The organism is Methylobacterium sp. W2, from assembly GCF_020662345.1.
Taxonomy (GTDB): Bacteria; Pseudomonadota; Alphaproteobacteria; order Rhizobiales; family Beijerinckiaceae; genus Methylobacterium.
Genome location: NZ_VMOA01000019.1, coordinates 53426 through 71977 on the forward strand (window position 1 = coordinate 53426; position 18552 = coordinate 71977).

An 18552-nucleotide genomic window follows, 5' to 3' on the forward strand; every position below is an offset into this window, starting at 1 on the left:
GCTGCTCCTCACCCCGTCCCGCGCGCGGAGGCGACCAGCGTGAGGAGACGCAGGGCCGCCTCGCTCGCCGGCCGGTCGGTGCGGTGGATCGTCAGGGTCCAGCCCTGGGCGCGTGCAATCTCGCCGAGGCCATCCCGGTGCGCGGCGATGCGGGTGCGATAGGCCGTGCCCCAGGCCGCCGCGTCACCGATATCGAGGCTCGACCCGGTCTCGGGGTCGTGCAGCACCGCCTGGCCGGCGAAGGGAAAGGTCTCCTCCACCGGGTCGACCACCATGACGAGATGACCGCGCGTACCGGAGCCCGCCAGGGAGCCCACCGCCTCTCTAACCTGTTCAAGCGGCGAGAGAAAATCGCTGACGAGGATCGCCTCGTCGAAGCGGCCCAGCGTGGCGCGCGGCGGCATGTCCTGCACGAGTCCGGCCTTTTCGGCCACCAAAGCCTGCGCCATCGTCTCGACGATGCGGCGTGAGGCGGTGGCTCTGGTGAGACCGAGCAGCCCCGCCCGCTCGCCCCCCTCGACCAGGGCATCGGCGACGGCGAGGCCGAGCACGAGGGCGCGCTCGACTTTCGGCCCCTGCCCGAGGCTCGACGAGAACCCCATCGAGGCGGAACGGTCGATCCAGAACCAGATGTTGTGGGTCGCCTCCCATTCGCGCTCGCGCACGTAGAGCCGGTCGTCGCGGGCGGAGCGGCGCCAATCCACCCGCGCCGCCGCTTCGCCCGCCACGAAGGGCCGGAACTGCCAGAAGCTCTCCCCCTGCCCCGCCCGGCGTCGGCCGTGCAGGCCGTGCGCGAGTGTCGAGGATACGCGGCGCGATTCGAGGATCAGACGCGGCATCCGCTCGGCAAGGGAGAGCGCGCCTTCGGTCTCGTGTCGCCCAGGAGCGCGCTGGGCCGCGTCGAGAACCCGGGTCGCGATCATGCGGCTAGAGCTTCGCGGCCAGCTGGGCGATGAGCCCCGGCACCGTCTCGCCATCGGCGCGTGCCGCAAAGCTCAAGGCCATCCGGTGTTTGAGCACGGGCTCCGCCAGCGCCTTCACGTCAGCCACCGAGGGTGCGACACGGCCTTCGATCAAGGCGCGAGCGCGCACGGCCAGTGTCAGCGCCTGACTGGCGCGCGGCCCCGGGCCCCACAGAAGCTTGCCCTTCAGGGAGGGATCCCCTCCCTCCGGACGGGCCGAGCGGACGAGGTCGAGGATCGCATCGACCACCGCATCGCCCACGGGCAGACGGCGCACGAGGCGCTGCGCCGTGAGAAGCGCCTCCGTGGACATCACCGCCTGCGGGCTATGGTCTCCGACGCCCGTGGTCTCGATGAGGATCCGGCGTTCGGCGGCGCGGTCGGGATAGCCGACATCGATCTCGAGCAGGAAACGGTCGAGCTGCGCCTCGGGGAGCGGATAGGTGCCCTCCTGCTCGATGGGGTTCTGCGTCGCCAGCACGTGGAACGGGCGCGGCAGGTCGTGGCGCTCACCGGCCACCGAGACGAAATTCTCCTGCATCGCCTGCAGCAACGCGGATTGGGTGCGTGGGCTGGCCCGGTTGATCTCGTCGGCCATCAGCAATTGCGTGAAGACCGGGCCGCGCACGAAGCGGAAGGAGCGGCGGCGATCCTGGTCCTCGTCGAGGATCTCGGTACCGAGGATGTCGGAGGGCATCAGGTCGGGGGTGAACTGCACGCGCCGGGCGTCGAGCCCGAGCACGGTGCCGAGCGTCTCCACCAGCTTGGTCTTGGCGAGGCCCGGCAGGCCGACGAGGAGGCCGTGGCCACCGGCCAGGATGGTGATGAGGGCGAGGTCGACCACCTTCTCCTGGCCGAAGATGACCTTGTGAATGGCGTCACGGGCCTGTCCCACCTGACCGAGACACGCCTCCGCTGTGGCGACGATGCCGTCGTCGAGGGAGGTGGCCGGGGCCGATGTGGAGCCTGAAGTCATGCGTTCGATCCCGGTTTGCCGCTTCGCCGATAGACCGGACCAGAGCAGCACATGCATCTAGCCTGACGGCCACTTTGGGACTGAGTGTGGCGTTCTTTTCGAGACGCTGGCAAGGTCGACGCGACGACGCAGGTGTTTTGCCGGTTCGTGAGCGCTCTCGCCAGCAGCGTGCAAGCGATCAGAAGTGGCTGAACGACCGTGTCGTGAAGGCATGTTCGCTGCCGTCCGGCCGACGGAAGACGGGCGCTCGATCGCCGGCCACGACCGTCCCTATCCGTGCGATCGGAATGCCGACGGCAAGGCTCTCGGCGATGAAGCCATCGACGTAGTTCGGCGCCACGGCACAGAGGATCTCATAATCGTCGCCCCCGGTGACGATGGTGCGGATCAGCCCCGGATCGAGAGCGAGCGCGGCCCGTGCGGAATCGGACAGCGGTACGTCGGAGAGGATAATCTCGGCGCTACGGCCACCGCCCGCCAGCATCTTCGTTAGATCGCCGACCAGTCCATCGGACACGTCCATCGCAGCCCGTGCATGGCGGCGTAGGATCGGCGCGAGGGAAACGCGCGGCCTGGGGTGGTGGTAGCGATCGATGAGAACGCCGCGCGCTGCCGATCCGAGGTGGTCGCCCCATTTCGGCTGGGAGCCGTCGAGGAGCGGTAAACCGAGGGCCGCGTCGCCGATCGTACCGCTGACGCAGAGGATATCGCCGATCTCGGCCGTCATCCGCCGGACCATACCGCCGTGCGGCACCTCGCCGAAAGCCGTCACGCCGATGAGGGCGGGACCGGCCGAGCGGACGGTATCGCCTCCGAGAAGTGGGCAGCCGAACGCCGTCGCCGCCTCACTGAGGCCATTGGCAAATCCGGCGAGCCAGGCTTCGGTCCAGTCGTCGGGCAAGGCGAGAGTCAGCAGGAACCCGCGCGGTATCGCCCCCTTCGCCGCGATGTCGGACAGGTTCACCCCGAGCGCCTTGCGCGCGATGGAGGCAGGGGGATCATCGGGCAGGTAGTGGACGCCTTCAACGATCGCGTCGGCGGTCAGGACGAGATCGCAGCCGGGACTCGGCCTCAGCGTGGCGGCATCGTCCCGCAACCCATCCGCGCCATACCCCGCCAACGGCGCGAAGTAGCGCGCGATCAGCCCGTCCTCCGTCGGGCGGGCGGCGGGGGGATTGGTCTTCAAGCGCGCCCGGAACCAGGAAGCCCAGCGAATTCCGAACCCCGAACCTCGCGGGCGACCTTGTCGAGGACGGCATTGACCATGCCTGGCTCATCGCCGGCATAGAAGCTGTGAGCCACGTCGACATATTCCGAGATCGCGGCACGTGCCGGCACGTCCTTGCGGAACATGAGCTCGTAGGCTCCGGCACGCAGAATGGCGCGCAAGACCGCCTCGATGCGTTTCAGAGGCCAGCCGCTGGACAGGGCCTTGTCCAATTGAGGATCGATGGCGCGTTGCTCCTCGACCACGCCGCGCAGAAGATCGCGGAAGAAAGCGATTTCAGCAGGCGGCTGCTCGACACCATCGATGTCACGGCCGATCCAGTAGGCCTCGAACTCGGCGAGCGCTTCGATGACGCCCTTGTCGGAAATTTCCATCTCGTAGAGCGCCTGCACAACGGTGAGGCGTGCGCCGCTGCGCTCGATCGTCTTGGCCATGAGATTCTCAATCCTCTCCCACCGGAGCGGCAGCCGCGGCGCGTTTCAGCGACAAGACGGCCAGGGCCGCCTCCGCGGCGCCTGCTCCCTTGTTGAGGTCGGAGACGCGGGCTCGGGCGAGCGCCTGCTCCATGGTTTCCACCGTCAGGATGCCGTTGCCGAGGGGCAGACGCCCGGTCACCGACAGGTCCATAAGGGCTCGCGCGCTCTCGGTTGCCACGATGTCGTAATGGCCGGTCTCGCCACGAATGACGCAGCCCAGCGCAACGGCGGCGTCGTAGGGCTGCCCCGCACGAGCTGCCTCTTCCACCAGAATAGCAATGGCGGCGGGGATCTCGAGAGCACCCGGTACCGTCACGACGACGCCCTCGGCTTCCGCCTCGTCGAGCGCTCCCTGTGCGCCGGCGAGGAGTTCATCTGAGATGTCGTCGTAATAGCGCGCTTCCACCACGAGGACGCGCGCGCCCTTCACGTTCGTAGGCGGTGCCGGGCGGGCGGCGGGTGAGGGCGAAACCATCGTGGGCCTTGTCTGTAGTAGCGGAGGGCGACATCGGCACGGACGTGACGAGTGAGCCTTGAGCGCGGATCGTCGGCGTCGCCACCCAGTATGACCGGGTTGGCCCGGTTCGAAATCTTTTGACCGGTCGCATCAGAGAGGTGGGTCGGCGACCTATCGTTCGGTGGGCGAGCGATAGACCGAAGGGTGCCGTATCACAAGACAGCGCGTCAGGAGCCGCGGCTCTCGGACAGGCGGGCCGCGTAACGGGCGATCAGGTCGACCTCGATATTGAGCCGGTCACCGGTTCGGCGCTCGCCCCAGGTTGTCACTGCCAGAGTGTGGGGGATGAGCAGGACCGAGAAGAGGTCGCCATCGACGGAATTGACCGTGAGCGATGTGCCGTCGAGGCAAACCGACCCCTTCTCGGCGATGAAACGCGATACGGATGACGGCGCACGCAGGAGGAAACGGTCGCTCGGCGCCCATTGCGGATCGCTGGTCCCACCCGTCACGCTCTCGCGCACGACGATCTCGGCGACGCCGTCCACATGCCCGGTGACGAGATGGCCGCCGAGTTCATCGCCGATCTTCAGTGAGCGTTCCAGATTAAGCCGCGTGCCGATGGCCCAGGAGCCCACGGTGGTCCGCGCAAGGGTCTCAGCCGCGGCGTCGACGGAGAAGATGCAGCCCTCGGCCTCAGGCTCTATTGCTACGGCCGTCAGGCAGGGTCCGGAACAAGCGATGGATGCACCGAGCGCGATGGTCGCGGGATCGTAGGAACACCGGATGCGAATGCGGTGCAGACGCTCATCCCCCTCGACACTGAGGACCGATCCTACATCGCTGACCAGGCCGGTGAACATCTAGACACTCCGTTCGTAGGTAACAGACTGGTCGGGTCCGAATGCACGGGTTTCGGTAACATCGAAACCTGACTCACGCAGGCGGGTCCTTAACGCCTCGCCGACGGCCGGGAGGCCTTTTCCGCCAATGGCACGAGGACCGGTGACGAGGGTACAGACGTCCACCAAGTCGGCAGCCGCCAGGGAATCGGCAAGGCGGGGACCGCCTTCGCAGCAGATCCGTGTCAGTCCGTGCTCGGCCAGACGCGCGAGCGCGGCGGACAGATCAATTCGACCATGTGAGCAGGCTGAGACCTGAACCGTCTCGACGCCGAAGGATGCCAGCATTCGCTTGGCATGGATCGGGGCCGACCGTGTCGTCACCACCAGAGTCGGGATGTCGCGGGCGCTTCGCACAAGGTGAGAGGCCGGCGACAGCCGAAGGGTCGAATCGAGGACGATGCGCAGCGGCGATCGTTGCGACATGCCGGGCAGCCGCACCGTTAGTGACGGGTCATCCGCTCGTGCAGTTCCAATCCCCACGAGAATCGCATCGGCATGGGCGCGCCAGAGATGAACCGCGCCGTCGGCAAGAGGGCCGGTGATGCGCAGGCGCTCATCCGGCGCGCCGGCCGCGAAACCGTCGAGAGTGCGGGCGAGCTTGAGGTGCAGGCTAGGGCGCCCCTTCGTGACGCGGGTGACGTGGCCGCGATGATCCCTTGCGGCCTCGTCGCGGAGCACATCCTGCGTCACGGTGATGCCGGCCTCAGCGAGGCGTGCATGGCCCCTGCCCGCCACTCGGGAATCCGGATCCTCGATTGCCGTGACGACGCGGGTGATCCCCGAAGCAATGATGGCGTCGACGCAAGGAGGGGTGGCCCCATGATGCGAGCAGGGCTCGAGCGTGACGTAGAGCGTCGCCCCGCGCGCGCCCTCGCCGGCCATGGCGAGAGCGAGAGGCTCGGCATGCGGGCGCCCCCCTTGAGCCGTCACGCCCTGCCCAATGATGCGCTCCCTGCCCTTCTCACCCGCGACCACTACCGCGCCAACGGACGGATTGGGCCAAGTCCGCCCGAGATTGCGCCTGCCGATCGCCAGGGCGAGGCGCATGAAACGACGGTCCAGGGCGGCGCTGGTCTCAGTGACAGTCATGACCGCACCCGCGTTGCGCGCTTCGTCGGAGGTTTGGCCGGTGGGCCAGCGCTCGGCAAGACTTCACCAAACGAGGCTTCATCGCCTGCTCCATCATCCTGCCGCGGGGCCATGCCGGAGGGCTCCCCAAGGGTGCCGAGTAGCGCCTTGAAATCGCTGGCCTCGCGAAAGTTCTTGTAGACCGATGCGAAGCGGACATAGGCCACGTCGTCGAGACCCTTGAGACCCTCCATCACCAGTTCGCCGATCGCCTCGCTGGCGATCTCAGCCTCGCCTCCGCTTTCCAGCTGCCGGGTGATGCCACTGACCAGACGCTCGATCCGTTCGGGGTCGACTGGCCGTTTGCGCAGGGCGACGCCGATGGAGCGCTGAAGCTTGTCGCGATCGAACGGCACGCGTTTGCCCGAGCGCTTGAGCACCGTAAGTTCCCGCAACTGAACCCGCTCGAAGGTCGTGAAGCGGCCACCGCAATCCGGGCAGACGCGACGGCGCCGGATCGCGGCAGAATCGTCGCTGGGGCGCGAATCCTTCACCTGGGTATCGGGACCGCCGCAATAGGGACACCGCATCGGGCGGATACCTGCTTGATTGGTGAGAAAACGAGAACGGCCGCGGATATGGGGATCCGCGGCCGTCTCTATCATGTCGGTGACGGCGGGTGCACCCGCCGTCGAACGTCTCAGCCGTAGATCGGGAAACGGTGGGTCAGGGCGTGGACCTTGTCCTTAACCGCCGCCTCGATGGCCGGATCGCCGGCATCGCCCTTGGCCACCAGACCATCGAGCACTTCCACGATGAAGCCACCGATCTGCTTGAACTCAGCGACGCCGAAGCCGCGCGAGGTGCCGGCCGGTGTGCCGAGGCGAATGCCCGAGGTGATGGTAGGCTTCTGCGGGTCGAACGGGACGCCGTTCTTGTTGCAGGTGATGTCGGCGCGGCTGAGTGCCGCCTCCGCCGCCTTGCCGGTCAGGCCCTTTTTCTGCAGGTCGACGAGCATCAGGTGGTTGTCGGTCCCGCCCGAGGTGATGTCGTAGCCGCCGGTGATCAGGGTATCGGCCAGCGCCTTCGCGTTCTCGATGACCTGCTTGGCGTAGATCTTGAACTCAGGCTTCAGAGCCTCGCCAAAGGCCACGGCCTTGCCGGCAATAACGTGCATCAGCGGACCGCCCTGAAGGCCGGGGAAGATCGCCGAGTTGAACTTCTTGGCGAGAGCCTCGTCGTTCGTCAGGATCATGCCGCCACGCGGACCGCGCAGGGTCTTGTGGGTCGTGGTGGTGGCGACATGCGCATGCGGGAACGGCGACGGGTGGACACCGGCCGCGACGAGGCCCGCGAAATGGGCCATGTCGACGAAGAAGTAGGCGCCAACTGCGTCAGCGATCTCGCGGAACTTCGCGAAATCCCAATGACGCGGATAACCCGAGCCGCCGGCAATGATGACCTTGGGCTTGTGTTCGTGGGCCAAAGCCTCGACCTGCTCCATGTCGATGCGCTGGTCGTCCCGGCGCACAGTGTAGGAGATCGGCTTGAACCACTTGCCCGAGACATTCGGGGGAGCACCGTGAGTGAGGTGGCCGCCGGCGGCGAGATCGAGGCCGAGGAAGGTATCGCCGGGCTGCATGAGGGCCATGAACACGCCCTGGTTCGCCTGGCTGCCCGAATTGGGCTGCACATTGGCGAAGCCGCAATCGAACAGCCGCTTGGCACGCTCGATGGCGAGGTTCTCGGCGATGTCGACGAACTGACAGCCACCATAGTAGCGACGGCCGGGATAGCCCTCGGCGTACTTGTTCGTGAGCACCGAACCCTGTGCTTCCAGCACCGCCCGGGAGACGATGTTCTCGGAGGCGATCAGCTCGATCTCGTGCTGCTGCCGTCCTAGCTCCTGGCTGACGGCCTTGGCCACTTCCGGATCGGCGTCGGCCAGGGACGCGTTGAAGAAGGAATTCGAGAAGTGCTTGTCGGCAGCGGTACCGGCGCTCATGGGTAGCCTCGATTGTTTAACGGGCGAAGGCGTCCGTTATCCGCTGGCGTAAGGCGGGCGGACGCTCGATGGGCAATTTACTACACGTGCGACGGGATCAGGCCAAGCGCAGCTAATTTGCCGTGGCCGTCGAAAAAATTTGAACTTCTGCCTCGTGCGCATCGGCTGCGTGACATCGTATGACCGCGCTCCCTCCGTTTTGAGACCGCAAGCAGCCTTGCCAGCATCGGGACATATCGTGAACATAACCAGGAGTTGCAATCCAGAGCGATGCACACGGATCGTTCTAGCTCGCCCTCGTATCCCTGGGGTCCAGTGTCGCGGTCGCCGATTTTGCCGCGACGGAACGTTCGAAGGATCAGCCCATGTCACTATCAGCATTCGTTCTGGCCACGCGCCCCCTCGAGACGATCGGTCAGTGGCAGGCCGCCATCGATGCACTCGGCTTCAAGCTGACCCTGGAGGGTGAGCCGCACGAGCGCATCGATGCCCTGTTCGGCCATTTGCCGGCCATCTGGGAAGGACGCGAAGGTGGTTTCGAGTGCATGCCTGGTGACGAAGTGGCCATCGAAGAGTTCGTCGAAGACAGCGAGGAGCTGGGCTCGGGCGGTCCGTGGACGCAGATCCTCGAGTTTTCGTATGTCGGCACCGCAAACATCGCCGGCGTCGCGATCGCGGGTGCCGTTTACGCTCACGCAACCGGCGGGTTCTTCTGGGAGGGTGAGGCGGGTGAGCGCGTCGATGCCGCGGAGGCCGTGGCGTACGTGCGAAGGATAGAGGCGGACATCCGCACGGCGTTGGCCAGCGAGAGCGCCTGACCGTGTGATTCTCGGCAGATACGCGTTGGAGGGAGCCGATATACGAAAACGGCAAGCGCAGATGCGCCCGCCGTTTTCGTTCACTTTGAACGCCGTCCCCGTTATCCGGAGCGGGACGCCTAGTTCTCTTCGTCTCCCGGCTCGAAGCTCGGCACTTGCTCGGCGCTGGCCACTGGGGTCGGGGCCGAGAGGGTCGAGGGCACGTTCACGCCATCGCGTTTGTAGATGTCGTCGCGGAACTGCACCGAGCCGTCCGGGGTCGCCCAGGCGGTGATGTAGGTCCAGTAAACCGGTACGGGAGTGCTGAGGGTCGCATCCACGCGCTTGCCGCTCTCGATGGCCTGCTCGACTTGGTCACGGCCCCAGCCGGGCGTGTCCTTGAGCAGCCAAGTTATGTACTCACGCACGTTTTGTACGCGGACGCAGCCCGAGGAGATGAAGCGGAAATCGTCGCCGTACACGCCCTTGGAGTTCGTGTCGTGCATGAACACGCCGTGCGGATTCGGGATGTTGATGCGCACGATGCCCATCGAGTTGAAGTCGGCGCCTGAATCCTGGCGGTAGCGGTAGCGCGTACCCTCGTCCGAATTCCAATTCACCGAGGCCGGCGAGATCTCCGTCTCACCGGTGAAGATGCGGATCTTGTTCTCGGTGAGATAGTTCGGGTCCTTCTGCATCTTGGGGATGAGGTCCTTCTTCACGATGGAAGCCGGAACCGTCCAGAAGGGGTTAAAATTGATCTGCGTCGCCTTGGTGTTCATGATCGGCGACTGACGGTCGATCTTGCCGACGCCGGCGGCGTGCAGAGTGACGACCTGGCCGTTCTCCACCGTCTGGACCAGGGCGGCCGGAATGTTGGTGATGACGAAGCGGTTGCCGAGATTGCCCGAATACGAGCGCAGGCGGACGGCATTCACCTCCAGCTGCTTCAAGCGGATGTCCGCCGACACGTTCATGGCCTGCTGGGTGGCCGGGCTCATGGACCCGGTCTGGCTCAGGCCATGCCGAGCCTGGAAACGCTTTACGCCGGCGGCGACATAGGAGTCGTACACGCTCGATCCGCCGGACGCGGAGTCGAGATCGCCCGTCACCGCGAGACGCTGGCGCAAGGCCGCCACTGCAGGTCCCTTGCCGCCGATGCGCAGGCGGTCGGCGCCGGAGACCGGTCTCCAGCCGCCGCGCGCTACGATGTCCTTGTAGCGCTCGACCATTTGCTCAGTAGCCGCGAGCGTCTGCGGCGACAGGATCGGCGTCGAGGAACGTTGCACCTGCATGGTCGAGGGAGCCGCGTAATCCTGCGCCCATTCCGCCTGAGCGAAACCAGCCTGCTCCCGCGCCGAGGCGGTTTGGGCGAAGGCGGCGACACCGGCAAGGAGTGCGAGACCCAGTGAGCGGATGGGGTAAGCCTGTTTCAGCATCGGACGGAAACTCTGATCTGACCTGTGAAGCGGCACGAGGCCGTTGGGGAATGGCCGTGATGGAGAACGACCACCGAACGTCCTGTGCCGCGAACGTGTCGGGGCACAGTTAAGAAGTCATGCGGTCCGGGCTAGAATGTGGCGCTGCCAGATTAAATCTGGGCTTGTCCTGTACTGCAGCGCACATGCAACATCACTGCGCCGCGGCTCGTCGACGGTATGGCGGGATTATGTCCGTTGGGGTAAGCGCTGGAGGGATGATGTCGGTAGATTCAGCGGCGGGCGGCGGGCGCGTGATCACGGCAGTGATCGCGCTCTATGCGTTCGTGCTGCAGATCTTCCTTGCGACCCTGATGCCGCTGCCCGCGGCTGGTCACGTCGATCCGATTTGTTCTGGCCTGATGGAGGGGGAACTCGCCGCCCAGCGACCGGACAGTCCGTCACACGACGGCCACAAGCTTTGCTGCACGTCGGCGGTCGCGACCATCTTGACGGATCAACCGGTGCTCGTTTCGAGCGCGATCATCTGGCCAACCCCATCCGTCATCCATCTGATCTGGCGCGACGTGGCCGACCTCGGTGCACGCGGGCCACCGGGTTCGATCCCCCATCCACGAGGTCCGCCCGCCGCCTGAAGCGTTTCGATGCCTCGATCCCTTCAGACACGGACAATCATCATGAAACGGATATTGCGGTCGGAGCTTGCCGCAGCGCTCCTCGTCACCCTCTCCACCGGCGCCGCCCTCTCTCACGCCACCTTTGAGCGCAAGGAGGCAACCCCGAATGCGAGCTATCGCGGCGTGATCCAAGTCACCCATGGGTGCAACGGCGAGCCGACCAACCGGGTGAGCGTTACGATTCCCGAGGGCGTCATTGGCGCTAAACCGATGCCGAAGCCCGGCTGGACGGTGACCACGGAGAAAGGTCCCTACGCGAAGCCCTATCCTTATTATCACGGCGACATTTCTCAAGGCGTGAAAACCATCACCTGGAGCGGCGGCCAATTGCCGGACGATCAGGTCGACGAATTCACATTCCTTGCCCGCATCTCCAATGCGTTCGCGCCCGGCGCGATCGTGTACTTCCCGGTCGAGCAGGATTGCACGAGTGGCAATCACCGCTGGAGCGAGATTCCTGCTTCGGGTCAGAACCCCCATGCGTTGAAATCACCCGCACCGGGCGTCGCCATCGTCGCGGCTCAAGCCATAGCACCGTCGCGCGCAGCGTCATCGTCCTCGGGCCAGATCAAGGCCGGCGACCTCGTCATCGACACGCCGTGGATGCGCGCCACGCCCGGCGGCGCTACCGTGGCCGGTGGATATGTCCGGATCAGCAATACCGGCAGACAAGCGGACAAGCTGATCTCCGCTTCCATTCCCCTCGCTGCATCGGGTTCGATCCATTCCATGATCATGGATGGTGGGGTGATGAAGATGGCCGCGGTGGAAGGCGGTCTCGTCCTCAAGCCCGGCGAGACCGTGGAACTGAAGCCCGGCAGCTATCACCTGATGTTCGAGGGGCTGAAGGCATCGCCAAAAGTCGGCGAATCGATCTTGGGGAGTTTGGTGTTCGAGCGCGCGGGCACCGTACCGGTCACCTTCGCCGTCGGGCCCATTGGCGCCAGGGCGCCGAACGCGCCCGCAGCGGCCGAACCAGCAGCCGGCCAACACCAGCACTGAGCGTCCAATCCTGGACTGCCTTCGCGCATGGCGGCTCCGCCAGGCGCGTCTCATCTCTTTCTCTTTCAGAACCCGCCGCTCCTCTGCCTCGATAGGCCGGAGTGTTTTAGCGCGCGGGATCCGGAGCTTCCTGCCATGCCGTCGTTACGTCTTCCGGGGGCGTTCGCGCTTACCCTCCTATCCTCCACATCCGCCTTCGCTCAAGGCGTGGCGAATGCCGAGCTGCCTGAGCTCAGCGTCCAAGGGCCAACGTCCGGTTCACTCACCGTGCCGAGCGTTGCCGCACAACGGGCTGCGGTGAACGCCACCGTCGGCTCAGTGGCCTTTGTCGATGCCAAGGACTTCCAGGATCGCTACGCCAATACCCTGCGCGACGTCCTGAAGGACACGCCCGGTGTGTTCGTGCAGCAGCGCTACGGTCAGGAGATGCGCCTGTCGGTGCGCGGCTCCGGTATTTCGCGCGGCTTTCATCTGCGTGGGTTGGAACTCCTGCAGGATGGCATCCCGGTGAACGCGGCGGACGGAAGCGGAGACTTCTACCAGATCGATCCGCTCGCGCTGCGCTCGGTCGAGGTCTACAGGGGCGGAAACGCGCTGACCTTCGGTGCGACGACGCTCGGCGGCGCAATCAACTTTGTCACGCCGACAGCACAGACGGCCTTCGCGCCGAACATGCTGCGCGTCGATGGCGGCAGCTTCGGCACCATCCGCGAGCACTTCCAGTTCTCGCGGATCTCGGGCCCAGCCGATTTCCTCGTCAGTGGCACGCTGACCAATTCCGCTGGTTTTCGTGATCATGAAACCCAGCGGACTCAGAATTTCAACGCCAATGTTGGTTACCAGCTCGCCCCCGGTATCGAGACGCGGTTCTACGTCGGCATCTACCTCACCGATCAAAAGCTGCCCGGAACGCTCACACTCTTAAACACGCTCAACAACCCCACAATGGCCAATGCGAACGCCATTTCGGGTAACCAGTCGCGCAAGGTCGAGACGGAGCGGGTGGCCAACCGCACCTCGTTCGCCCTCGATGTGGGCAAGCTCGACATCGACACCTGGGCGATCCACAAATCGCTTTATCACCCGATCTTCCAGGTCATCGACCAGGACGGTTGGACCTACGGCATCTCCCCGCATTGGGCCGGCACCTTCGACATCGGCGGATACCGCAACGACACGATCCTCGGCCTGCGTGCCTTCGCCGGTCAGAACTCGGCGCTGCAGTTCCAAAACGTCGCCGGACAGCGCGGCGCGCAGACGCTAAACGCCCTGCAGAGTTCCTCTAACTACGAGGCCTATGGCGAGAACCGCTTCTGGTTCCTGCCCGATGTCGCCCTGATGGCCGGGGCGAAGGCATTTTCCTCGAACCGGACCTATAGCGACAAGGGCGGCTTCGGCCCCAACCCGGCGGTGAAATTCGACAACCGGACCTATCAGGGGATCAACCCGAAGCTCGGCCTGATCTGGCAGCCGCGGCCCGACATCCAGGTCTTCGCCGACATCACCCGCTCCCGTGACGTGCCCGACTTCACTGACCTGACCCAGACGATCGGCATGACGACGCAGTTCGTGCCGCTCCAGGCTCAGCAGGCCTGGACCTATGAGGCCGGCACGCGAGGCCGCCTAGACCGGCTTGCCTGGGACGTGACGCTCTATCGCTCGGAAATCCGGGACGAGCTCATCAACTTCTCAGTCGATCCCGGCCGAAACATCCCCGCGGCGACCTTCAACGCGCCGCGCACTGTCCATCAGGGCGTCGAGGCGGCCGTCTCCCTCGATATCGTTCGCGACCTCACCGGGACCGGAGATCGAATCTCGGCGTCGCAGATCTGGACGCACAATGACTTCCGCTTCGTCGGCGACCCGCAATTCGGCAACAATCGCATCGCCGGCATCCCGCGGGACGTACTACGCAGCGTCGTCACCTACACTCACCCGAGCGGTTTCCACTTCAGCCCTTCTCTGGATTGGGTGCCGAAAGGCGCCTTCGCGGATCACGCCAACACCCTGCAGGTGCCCGGCTACACCCTGTTTAACGTCCAAACCGGCATCGACTTCTCGAATGGGGTGTCGCTGTTCCTCGACGCCCGCAATCTTGCCGACACGCGCTACGTCTCGGATGTGGCGGTGGTCAACAACGCTGCGACGATGAGGGGTGATCCGATCGCCTTCTACCCAGGCGTCGGCCGCAGCTTCTTCGGGGGCGTGCGGGCGTCGTTCTGAGGATGGGGGGTTCCCTTACCCGGGCAAAACTGCCGTATTGGATGGGGCGTCAGGCTGGATCGGGACGGGGTCTCGCTTCCCGGTCACCGGCTCCTATGGACGCCTCGGCTTAATGCGACGTCCGGGTCATCGAGCGCTGCAGCGCTCAATGACCCGGGATGGAGACCCGAAGGGCTCCCCTTCAGTATAATCCACCAGCCTGGGCTGCACGGTCGGCGTCTGCCGGCACTGCGGCGGGAGCGGCGGGAGCCGCGACGTAGGCGTCCGGCGGGGCTGTGCCCGGCTTGAACGCCTCAAGGATCGTACCGGAGCCTTCGCCGGAGCCGGCGCGCATACCGGAGGCGACGTTGACGCGGATCAGCTTGATGCCGGGCGGCACACGGAATGGCGTCGGCGGCTTGTCCTTCAGGGCTTGCTTTAGGAAGTCGAGGGCGACAGGCGCCGCGAGACCGCCACCGGTGGCGCGGTCGCCGAGTGAGCGTGGCTTGTCGAAGCCGATATAGACCCCGACCGCGAGGTCCGGCGAGAAGCCGACGAACCACGCGTCCTTGGCATCGTTCGTGGTGCCGGTCTTGCCAGCGAGCGGCTTGCCGATCTGCTTCAGCAACGTCGCGGTGCCGCGCTGGACCACACCTTCCATGATCGAGACCATCTGGTAGGCGGTCAGCGGATCGAGAACTTGCTCCGAATCATCCACCAGCTTCGGCTCGTCCTGGCCGGACCACTTTTCTGCGTCGCAGCCGAGACACTTGCGGTTGTCGTGCTTGTAGATGGTTTCGCCGACACGATCCTGTATGCGGTCGATAAGGGTCGGACGAATGCGACGGCCGCCGTTGGCCAGCATGGAATAGGCGGTGACCATGCGCATGACCGTAGTCTCGCCCGCACCGAGCGACATCGGCAGGACGGGGAGCATATCGTCGTAGACGCCGAAGCGGCGGGCGTATTCGGCGATGAGCGGCATGCCGACATCCTTGGCCAGACGCACGGTCATCAGGTTCTTCGAATGCTCGATCCCGTAGCGGAGCGTATGCGGGCCACCGGCCTTGCCGTCATAATTCGAGGGCGACCATGCTTCCTGTCCGGGACCCGCCTCAATGGTGATCGGCGAATCCTGAACGATCGAAGACGGCGTGTAACCGTTGTCGAGGGCCGCCGAGTAGACGATCGGCTTGAACGACGAGCCCGGCTGGCGCTGGGCCTGCGTCGCACGGTTGAACTGGCTCTCGTCATAGGAGAAGCCGCCGACCATGGCGTGGACGCGTCCGGTATAGGGATCCATGGCGACGATGGCGCCGGAGACCTCGGGGCGCTGGCGCAGCCGGTATTGTCCGCGACCGCCATCGATGGCCTCGACATAGATGACATCGCCGGCATTGAGCGCGGCAGAAGGCGAGCGTCCGGTCCAGCGGGTGCCGTCGGCGGCAATAGTCCCGATCTCACGATCCTTTGAGACCTGGCCAGATGCCTCTCGGCGGGGCTGCAGGCCGATTTGTGCAACACCGCCAGTCGTGCTCAGGACTACGGCGAGACGCCAGGGCTGCACGTCACCGAGGCCCGGCACTTCGGCGACGGCGAAGCCCCAATCGCGGCCGACGAGATCGACCTTGGCCTGAGCTCCACGCCAGCCGTGGGATTGATCGTAGCGGATCAGGCCGTCCACGAGCGCCTTGCGCGCCCAGGCCTGCATCTTTGGATCGAGGGTGGCGCGTACGGAGAGTCCGCCTTCGTAGAGCTTCTTCTCGCCGTAGCGTTCCGTGATCTCGCGACGGACTTCTTCCGTGAAGTAGTTGGCGTTGGCGGCGTTGGCGAAAGCGACGCGCGGGTTGACGCCGAGCGGCATCTTACGTGCGGCTTCGCCTTCTTCCTTCGTGATGTAGCCGTTGACGGCCATCAGGCCGATGATCTCGTTCCGGCGGTCCAGAGCCTTCTGGGTCTGACGATAAGGATGATAGTTGTTGGGCCCCTTCGGCAGCGCAGCCAGATAGGCCGCCTCGTTGATCGTCAGTTCGTGGACGGACTTGCCGAAATAATCGAGCGCGGCGGCGGCGACCCCGTGCAGGTTGCGGCCGGGCACGATGGTGCCGAGGAAGATCTCGTTGAGGTAGAGCTCGAGGATCTTGTCCTTGGAGTAGGCCGACTCGATCCGCAGGGCGATCAACGCCTCCTTGATCTTGCGGTCGAAGGTCTGCTCGTTGGTGAGCAGGAAGTTCTTGGCCACCTGCTGGGTGATGGTCGAGGCGCCCTGCTTCTTGCCACTCTTCGCGTTGGTCAGGATCGCACGCACGACACCCTCGGGGTCGATGCCGCCATGCTTGTAGAAGTTCTTGTCTTCGGCCGAGAGGAAGGCAGCCACGACGATCTTCGGCATCGCCTGGATCGGCAGGTAGAGCCGGCGCTCGTTGGCATATTCGGCGAGCAGGCTGCCATCCGCTGCGTGGACGCGGCTCATCACCGGCGGCTCGTAATTGGCGAGGGCAGCGTGGTCGGGCAGATCCTGGCTGTAGGTGTAATAGAAATACGCGCCGGCTGCCGACAGCAGCACGAACAACATCGCCCCGATGCTGAACAGGAAGCCGAAGAAACGAAGGATGAAGCGCATCCGGGTCCCGTCCGTCGATGATCTGCCGCTGCCGGTCCGGCCGAGAGGCGAGGATGACCGAGACCTCGATCGCCCCGGAAAGGCAAGAGTGACGCGACGACCCGCGATCGTTTGGAAGGCGTGGGACGCCTGTTCCGGGCCGGGGCGCCGTGAGCCCCGGTTTCACACCGTATCTATGGTGAAACTGGGGCGATTGCTGCAGAGCGGCGCGGCGGCACCGGCCGTGTCAGGGAAGTACGGTTGGCAAAGAACGCGTCGATGGCTTTCGCCATGCCGCCGGTGACGTCGGCTCGCCAGGATTCCGACTGGAGCAAATCGAGGTCGCGCTTACTCGACAGGTAACCGAGCTCGACCAGAACAGAGGGCACGTCGGGAGAGCGCAACACGACGAAACCGGCCTCGCGATGAGGTTTGGGGCTCATCTCCATCACCGGGCCGAGATAGGACATCAGCCCTTTGGCGAAGCCCGAGGAGAAGGTGCGCGTCTCGCGTAGGGTGAGTTCCTGAAGGATGTCGGCGATATGGCCGGGGCCTTCGCCGGAATCCGTGCCTGCGGTGGAGTCCGCCTTGTTCTCGCGTTCCGCGAGCTTGGCCGATTCGGCGTCCGTGGCCTTTTCCGAGCCGGTATAAATCGTGGCGCCGCGCACCTGCGGGGCCGAGGAAATGGAATCGGCGTGGATCGACACGAAGAGGTCGGCGCTCGCTTCGCGGGCGATTCGCACACGTTCAGCCAACGGAACGAACACGTCGCGATCGCGTGTCATCCGCACCCGGTAGCGTCCGGAGGCTTCGAGCTTGCCAACGAGAGCCTGGGCGAAACCGAAGACGATGTCCTTCTCAAAAATGCCGGTGGCGGCGATGGCCCCTGGATCGATGCCGCCATGACCGGCATCGATCATGATCAACGGCCGGGAGTCCGTCGGTTCCGCGATCGCTTCCTTGCGGGCTGGAGGAGACGGGTCGTTCGCCACGGCCGCGCGGCGGAAGGTGTCGCGGTCGGCTTTCTGGAACTCCACCGAAAGGAGGATGGCACCGTCCCGTATCCGCGTCGTCGTCTCGATGCGCCCGACTATGGCAGGCTGAGCAAGATCGACGACGATGCGCGAGCGCCCGGGAGCGAACAGGCCGTATCGGAAGGACGAGACCAACCCTTCGCGACGTCGGCCGGTGTCCGGTCCGAGCTGGAAGTTCACTTCCGTAAGGTCGATGACCGCCCGATCAGGCCGCTCCATGACGAAGGTGCGCGCCTCGATCGGCCTAGACAACGTGAGGGTGAGCTTGGTCGATCCGCCCACGCCGGTGGAGAGATCCGCCGCAATGGCGACCGCCGAATGCTGGCCGGATACCGCTGGATTCGTCCGAATGTCGTCCTGGGCCGCGACCGGAACAGCCATCACGAAGGTCGATAGGAGGATTGCGTGGCGCAGCATGCGAGCGAGAGGCGGCATCGATCCGGCAATCGTTGTCCTGAAACCAGGGCCCCTCGGAACCCGAAGACTTTTGGGACCAGGGGATCTCTGGGACCAGACGACCTTCGGAAGCGAGAGCGTTCGATAAGGGATACGGCCGTGATGGTTAACCGTTCCTCTCCCGCCTGGTGGCGAAGCTGCCGGTATGTTGCTGTGGGGCGACAGGACCAGACCGGACGACCGCAGGGACGAGACGGAGTCAAAGTTGTGACGGCGATGGTCTTGCTGCTTGCCAAGAGCCCGCGACGATCTGTAATGGTAATGTC

The 18552-nt window shown here is 65.1% G+C and carries 16 protein-coding genes; 4 read left to right on the plus strand and 12 right to left on the minus strand.

The genetic code is table 11. The features are described 5' to 3' along the window. Positions 1–8: 8 nt before the first annotated feature. The 9 genes from FPV16_RS12685 to glyA form a co-directional block, all read right to left on the minus strand. Positions 9–923, minus strand: a complete 915-nt coding sequence (locus tag FPV16_RS12685) for a DUF58 domain-containing protein (protein WP_227438555.1) — start codon at positions 921–923, stop codon at positions 9–11. A gap of 4 nt (positions 924–927) precedes the next feature. After that, entirely contained in the window at positions 928–1938 is a 1011-nt protein-coding gene (locus FPV16_RS12690) for an AAA family ATPase (protein ID WP_227438557.1), read from the minus strand. A gap of 178 nt (positions 1939–2116) precedes the next feature. Next, positions 2117–3124, minus strand: a complete 1008-nt coding sequence (gene thiL, locus FPV16_RS12695; protein WP_227438559.1) for a thiamine-phosphate kinase — start codon at positions 3122–3124, stop codon at positions 2117–2119. Continuing rightward, positions 3121–3600 (minus strand): transcription antitermination factor NusB, encoded by a 480-nt coding sequence (gene nusB, locus FPV16_RS12700; RefSeq protein WP_027172503.1) that lies wholly within the window; start codon positions 3598–3600, stop codon positions 3121–3123. Before nusB ends, thiL begins: the two co-directional genes overlap by 4 nt. A 7-nt stretch (positions 3601–3607) precedes the next feature. Then, the gene (gene ribH / locus FPV16_RS12705) at positions 3608–4117 is read right to left on the minus strand and encodes a 6,7-dimethyl-8-ribityllumazine synthase (protein WP_227438561.1); all 510 of its coding nucleotides are present in this window, start codon (positions 4115–4117) and stop codon (positions 3608–3610) included. A 209-nt stretch (positions 4118–4326) separates the two neighbouring features. Continuing rightward, positions 4327–4962 carry a riboflavin synthase gene (locus FPV16_RS12710; protein ID WP_227438563.1) on the minus strand — a complete coding sequence of 212 codons (636 nt, stop codon included), beginning with the start codon at positions 4960–4962 and terminating at the stop codon, positions 4327–4329. After that, the gene (ribD, locus tag FPV16_RS12715; RefSeq protein ID WP_227438565.1) at positions 4963–6093 is read right to left on the minus strand and encodes a bifunctional diaminohydroxyphosphoribosylaminopyrimidine deaminase/5-amino-6-(5-phosphoribosylamino)uracil reductase RibD; all 1131 of its coding nucleotides are present in this window, start codon (positions 6091–6093) and stop codon (positions 4963–4965) included. Further along, positions 6090–6662 (minus strand): transcriptional regulator NrdR, encoded by a 573-nt coding sequence (gene nrdR / locus FPV16_RS12720; protein WP_227438631.1) that lies wholly within the window; start codon positions 6660–6662, stop codon positions 6090–6092. Before nrdR ends, ribD begins: the two co-directional genes overlap by 4 nt. A gap of 110 nt (positions 6663–6772) precedes the next feature. Beyond that, positions 6773–8077 (minus strand): serine hydroxymethyltransferase, encoded by a 1305-nt coding sequence (glyA, locus tag FPV16_RS12725; RefSeq protein ID WP_227438567.1) that lies wholly within the window; start codon positions 8075–8077, stop codon positions 6773–6775. A gap of 365 nt (positions 8078–8442) precedes the next feature. Here glyA and FPV16_RS12730 point away from each other — a divergent pair, with 365 nt between their 5' ends. Further along, positions 8443–8895, plus strand: a complete 453-nt coding sequence (locus tag FPV16_RS12730) for a hypothetical protein (RefSeq protein WP_227438568.1) — start codon at positions 8443–8445, stop codon at positions 8893–8895. Positions 8896–9014: 119 nt separating this feature from the next. On the opposite strand, the gene FPV16_RS12735 is transcribed toward FPV16_RS12730, so the two are convergent. Further along, the gene (locus FPV16_RS12735) at positions 9015–10313 is read right to left on the minus strand and encodes a L,D-transpeptidase family protein (protein WP_227438570.1); all 1299 of its coding nucleotides are present in this window, start codon (positions 10311–10313) and stop codon (positions 9015–9017) included. A gap of 257 nt (positions 10314–10570) precedes the next feature. On the opposite strand from FPV16_RS12735, the gene FPV16_RS12740 reads away from it, so the two are divergent. The 3 genes from FPV16_RS12740 (at position 10571) to FPV16_RS12750 (ending at position 14215) form a co-directional block, all read left to right on the plus strand. Next, positions 10571–10948, plus strand: coding sequence for a hypothetical protein (locus tag FPV16_RS12740; RefSeq protein ID WP_227438572.1), 378 nt, complete (start codon positions 10571–10573; stop codon positions 10946–10948). Between the two features lie 42 nt (positions 10949–10990). Further along, entirely contained in the window at positions 10991–11992 is a 1002-nt protein-coding gene (locus tag FPV16_RS12745) for a DUF1775 domain-containing protein (RefSeq protein ID WP_227438633.1), read from the plus strand. Between the two features lie 135 nt (positions 11993–12127). Next, positions 12128–14215, plus strand: coding sequence for a TonB-dependent receptor family protein (locus FPV16_RS12750; RefSeq protein ID WP_227438574.1), 2088 nt, complete (start codon positions 12128–12130; stop codon positions 14213–14215). A 181-nt stretch (positions 14216–14396) separates the two neighbouring features. Here the strand turns inward: FPV16_RS12750 and FPV16_RS12755 are convergent, their stop codons facing one another. Together FPV16_RS12755 and FPV16_RS12760 are read right to left on the minus strand one after the other, a co-directional pair. Further along, positions 14397–16817 carry a penicillin-binding protein 1A gene (locus FPV16_RS12755; RefSeq protein WP_227438576.1) on the minus strand — a complete coding sequence of 807 codons (2421 nt, stop codon included), beginning with the start codon at positions 16815–16817 and terminating at the stop codon, positions 14397–14399. A gap of 173 nt (positions 16818–16990) precedes the next feature. Further along, positions 16991–18265, minus strand: a complete 1275-nt coding sequence (locus FPV16_RS12760; protein ID WP_227438579.1) for an N-acetylmuramoyl-L-alanine amidase — start codon at positions 18263–18265, stop codon at positions 16991–16993. Positions 18266–18552 lie beyond the last annotated feature (287 nt).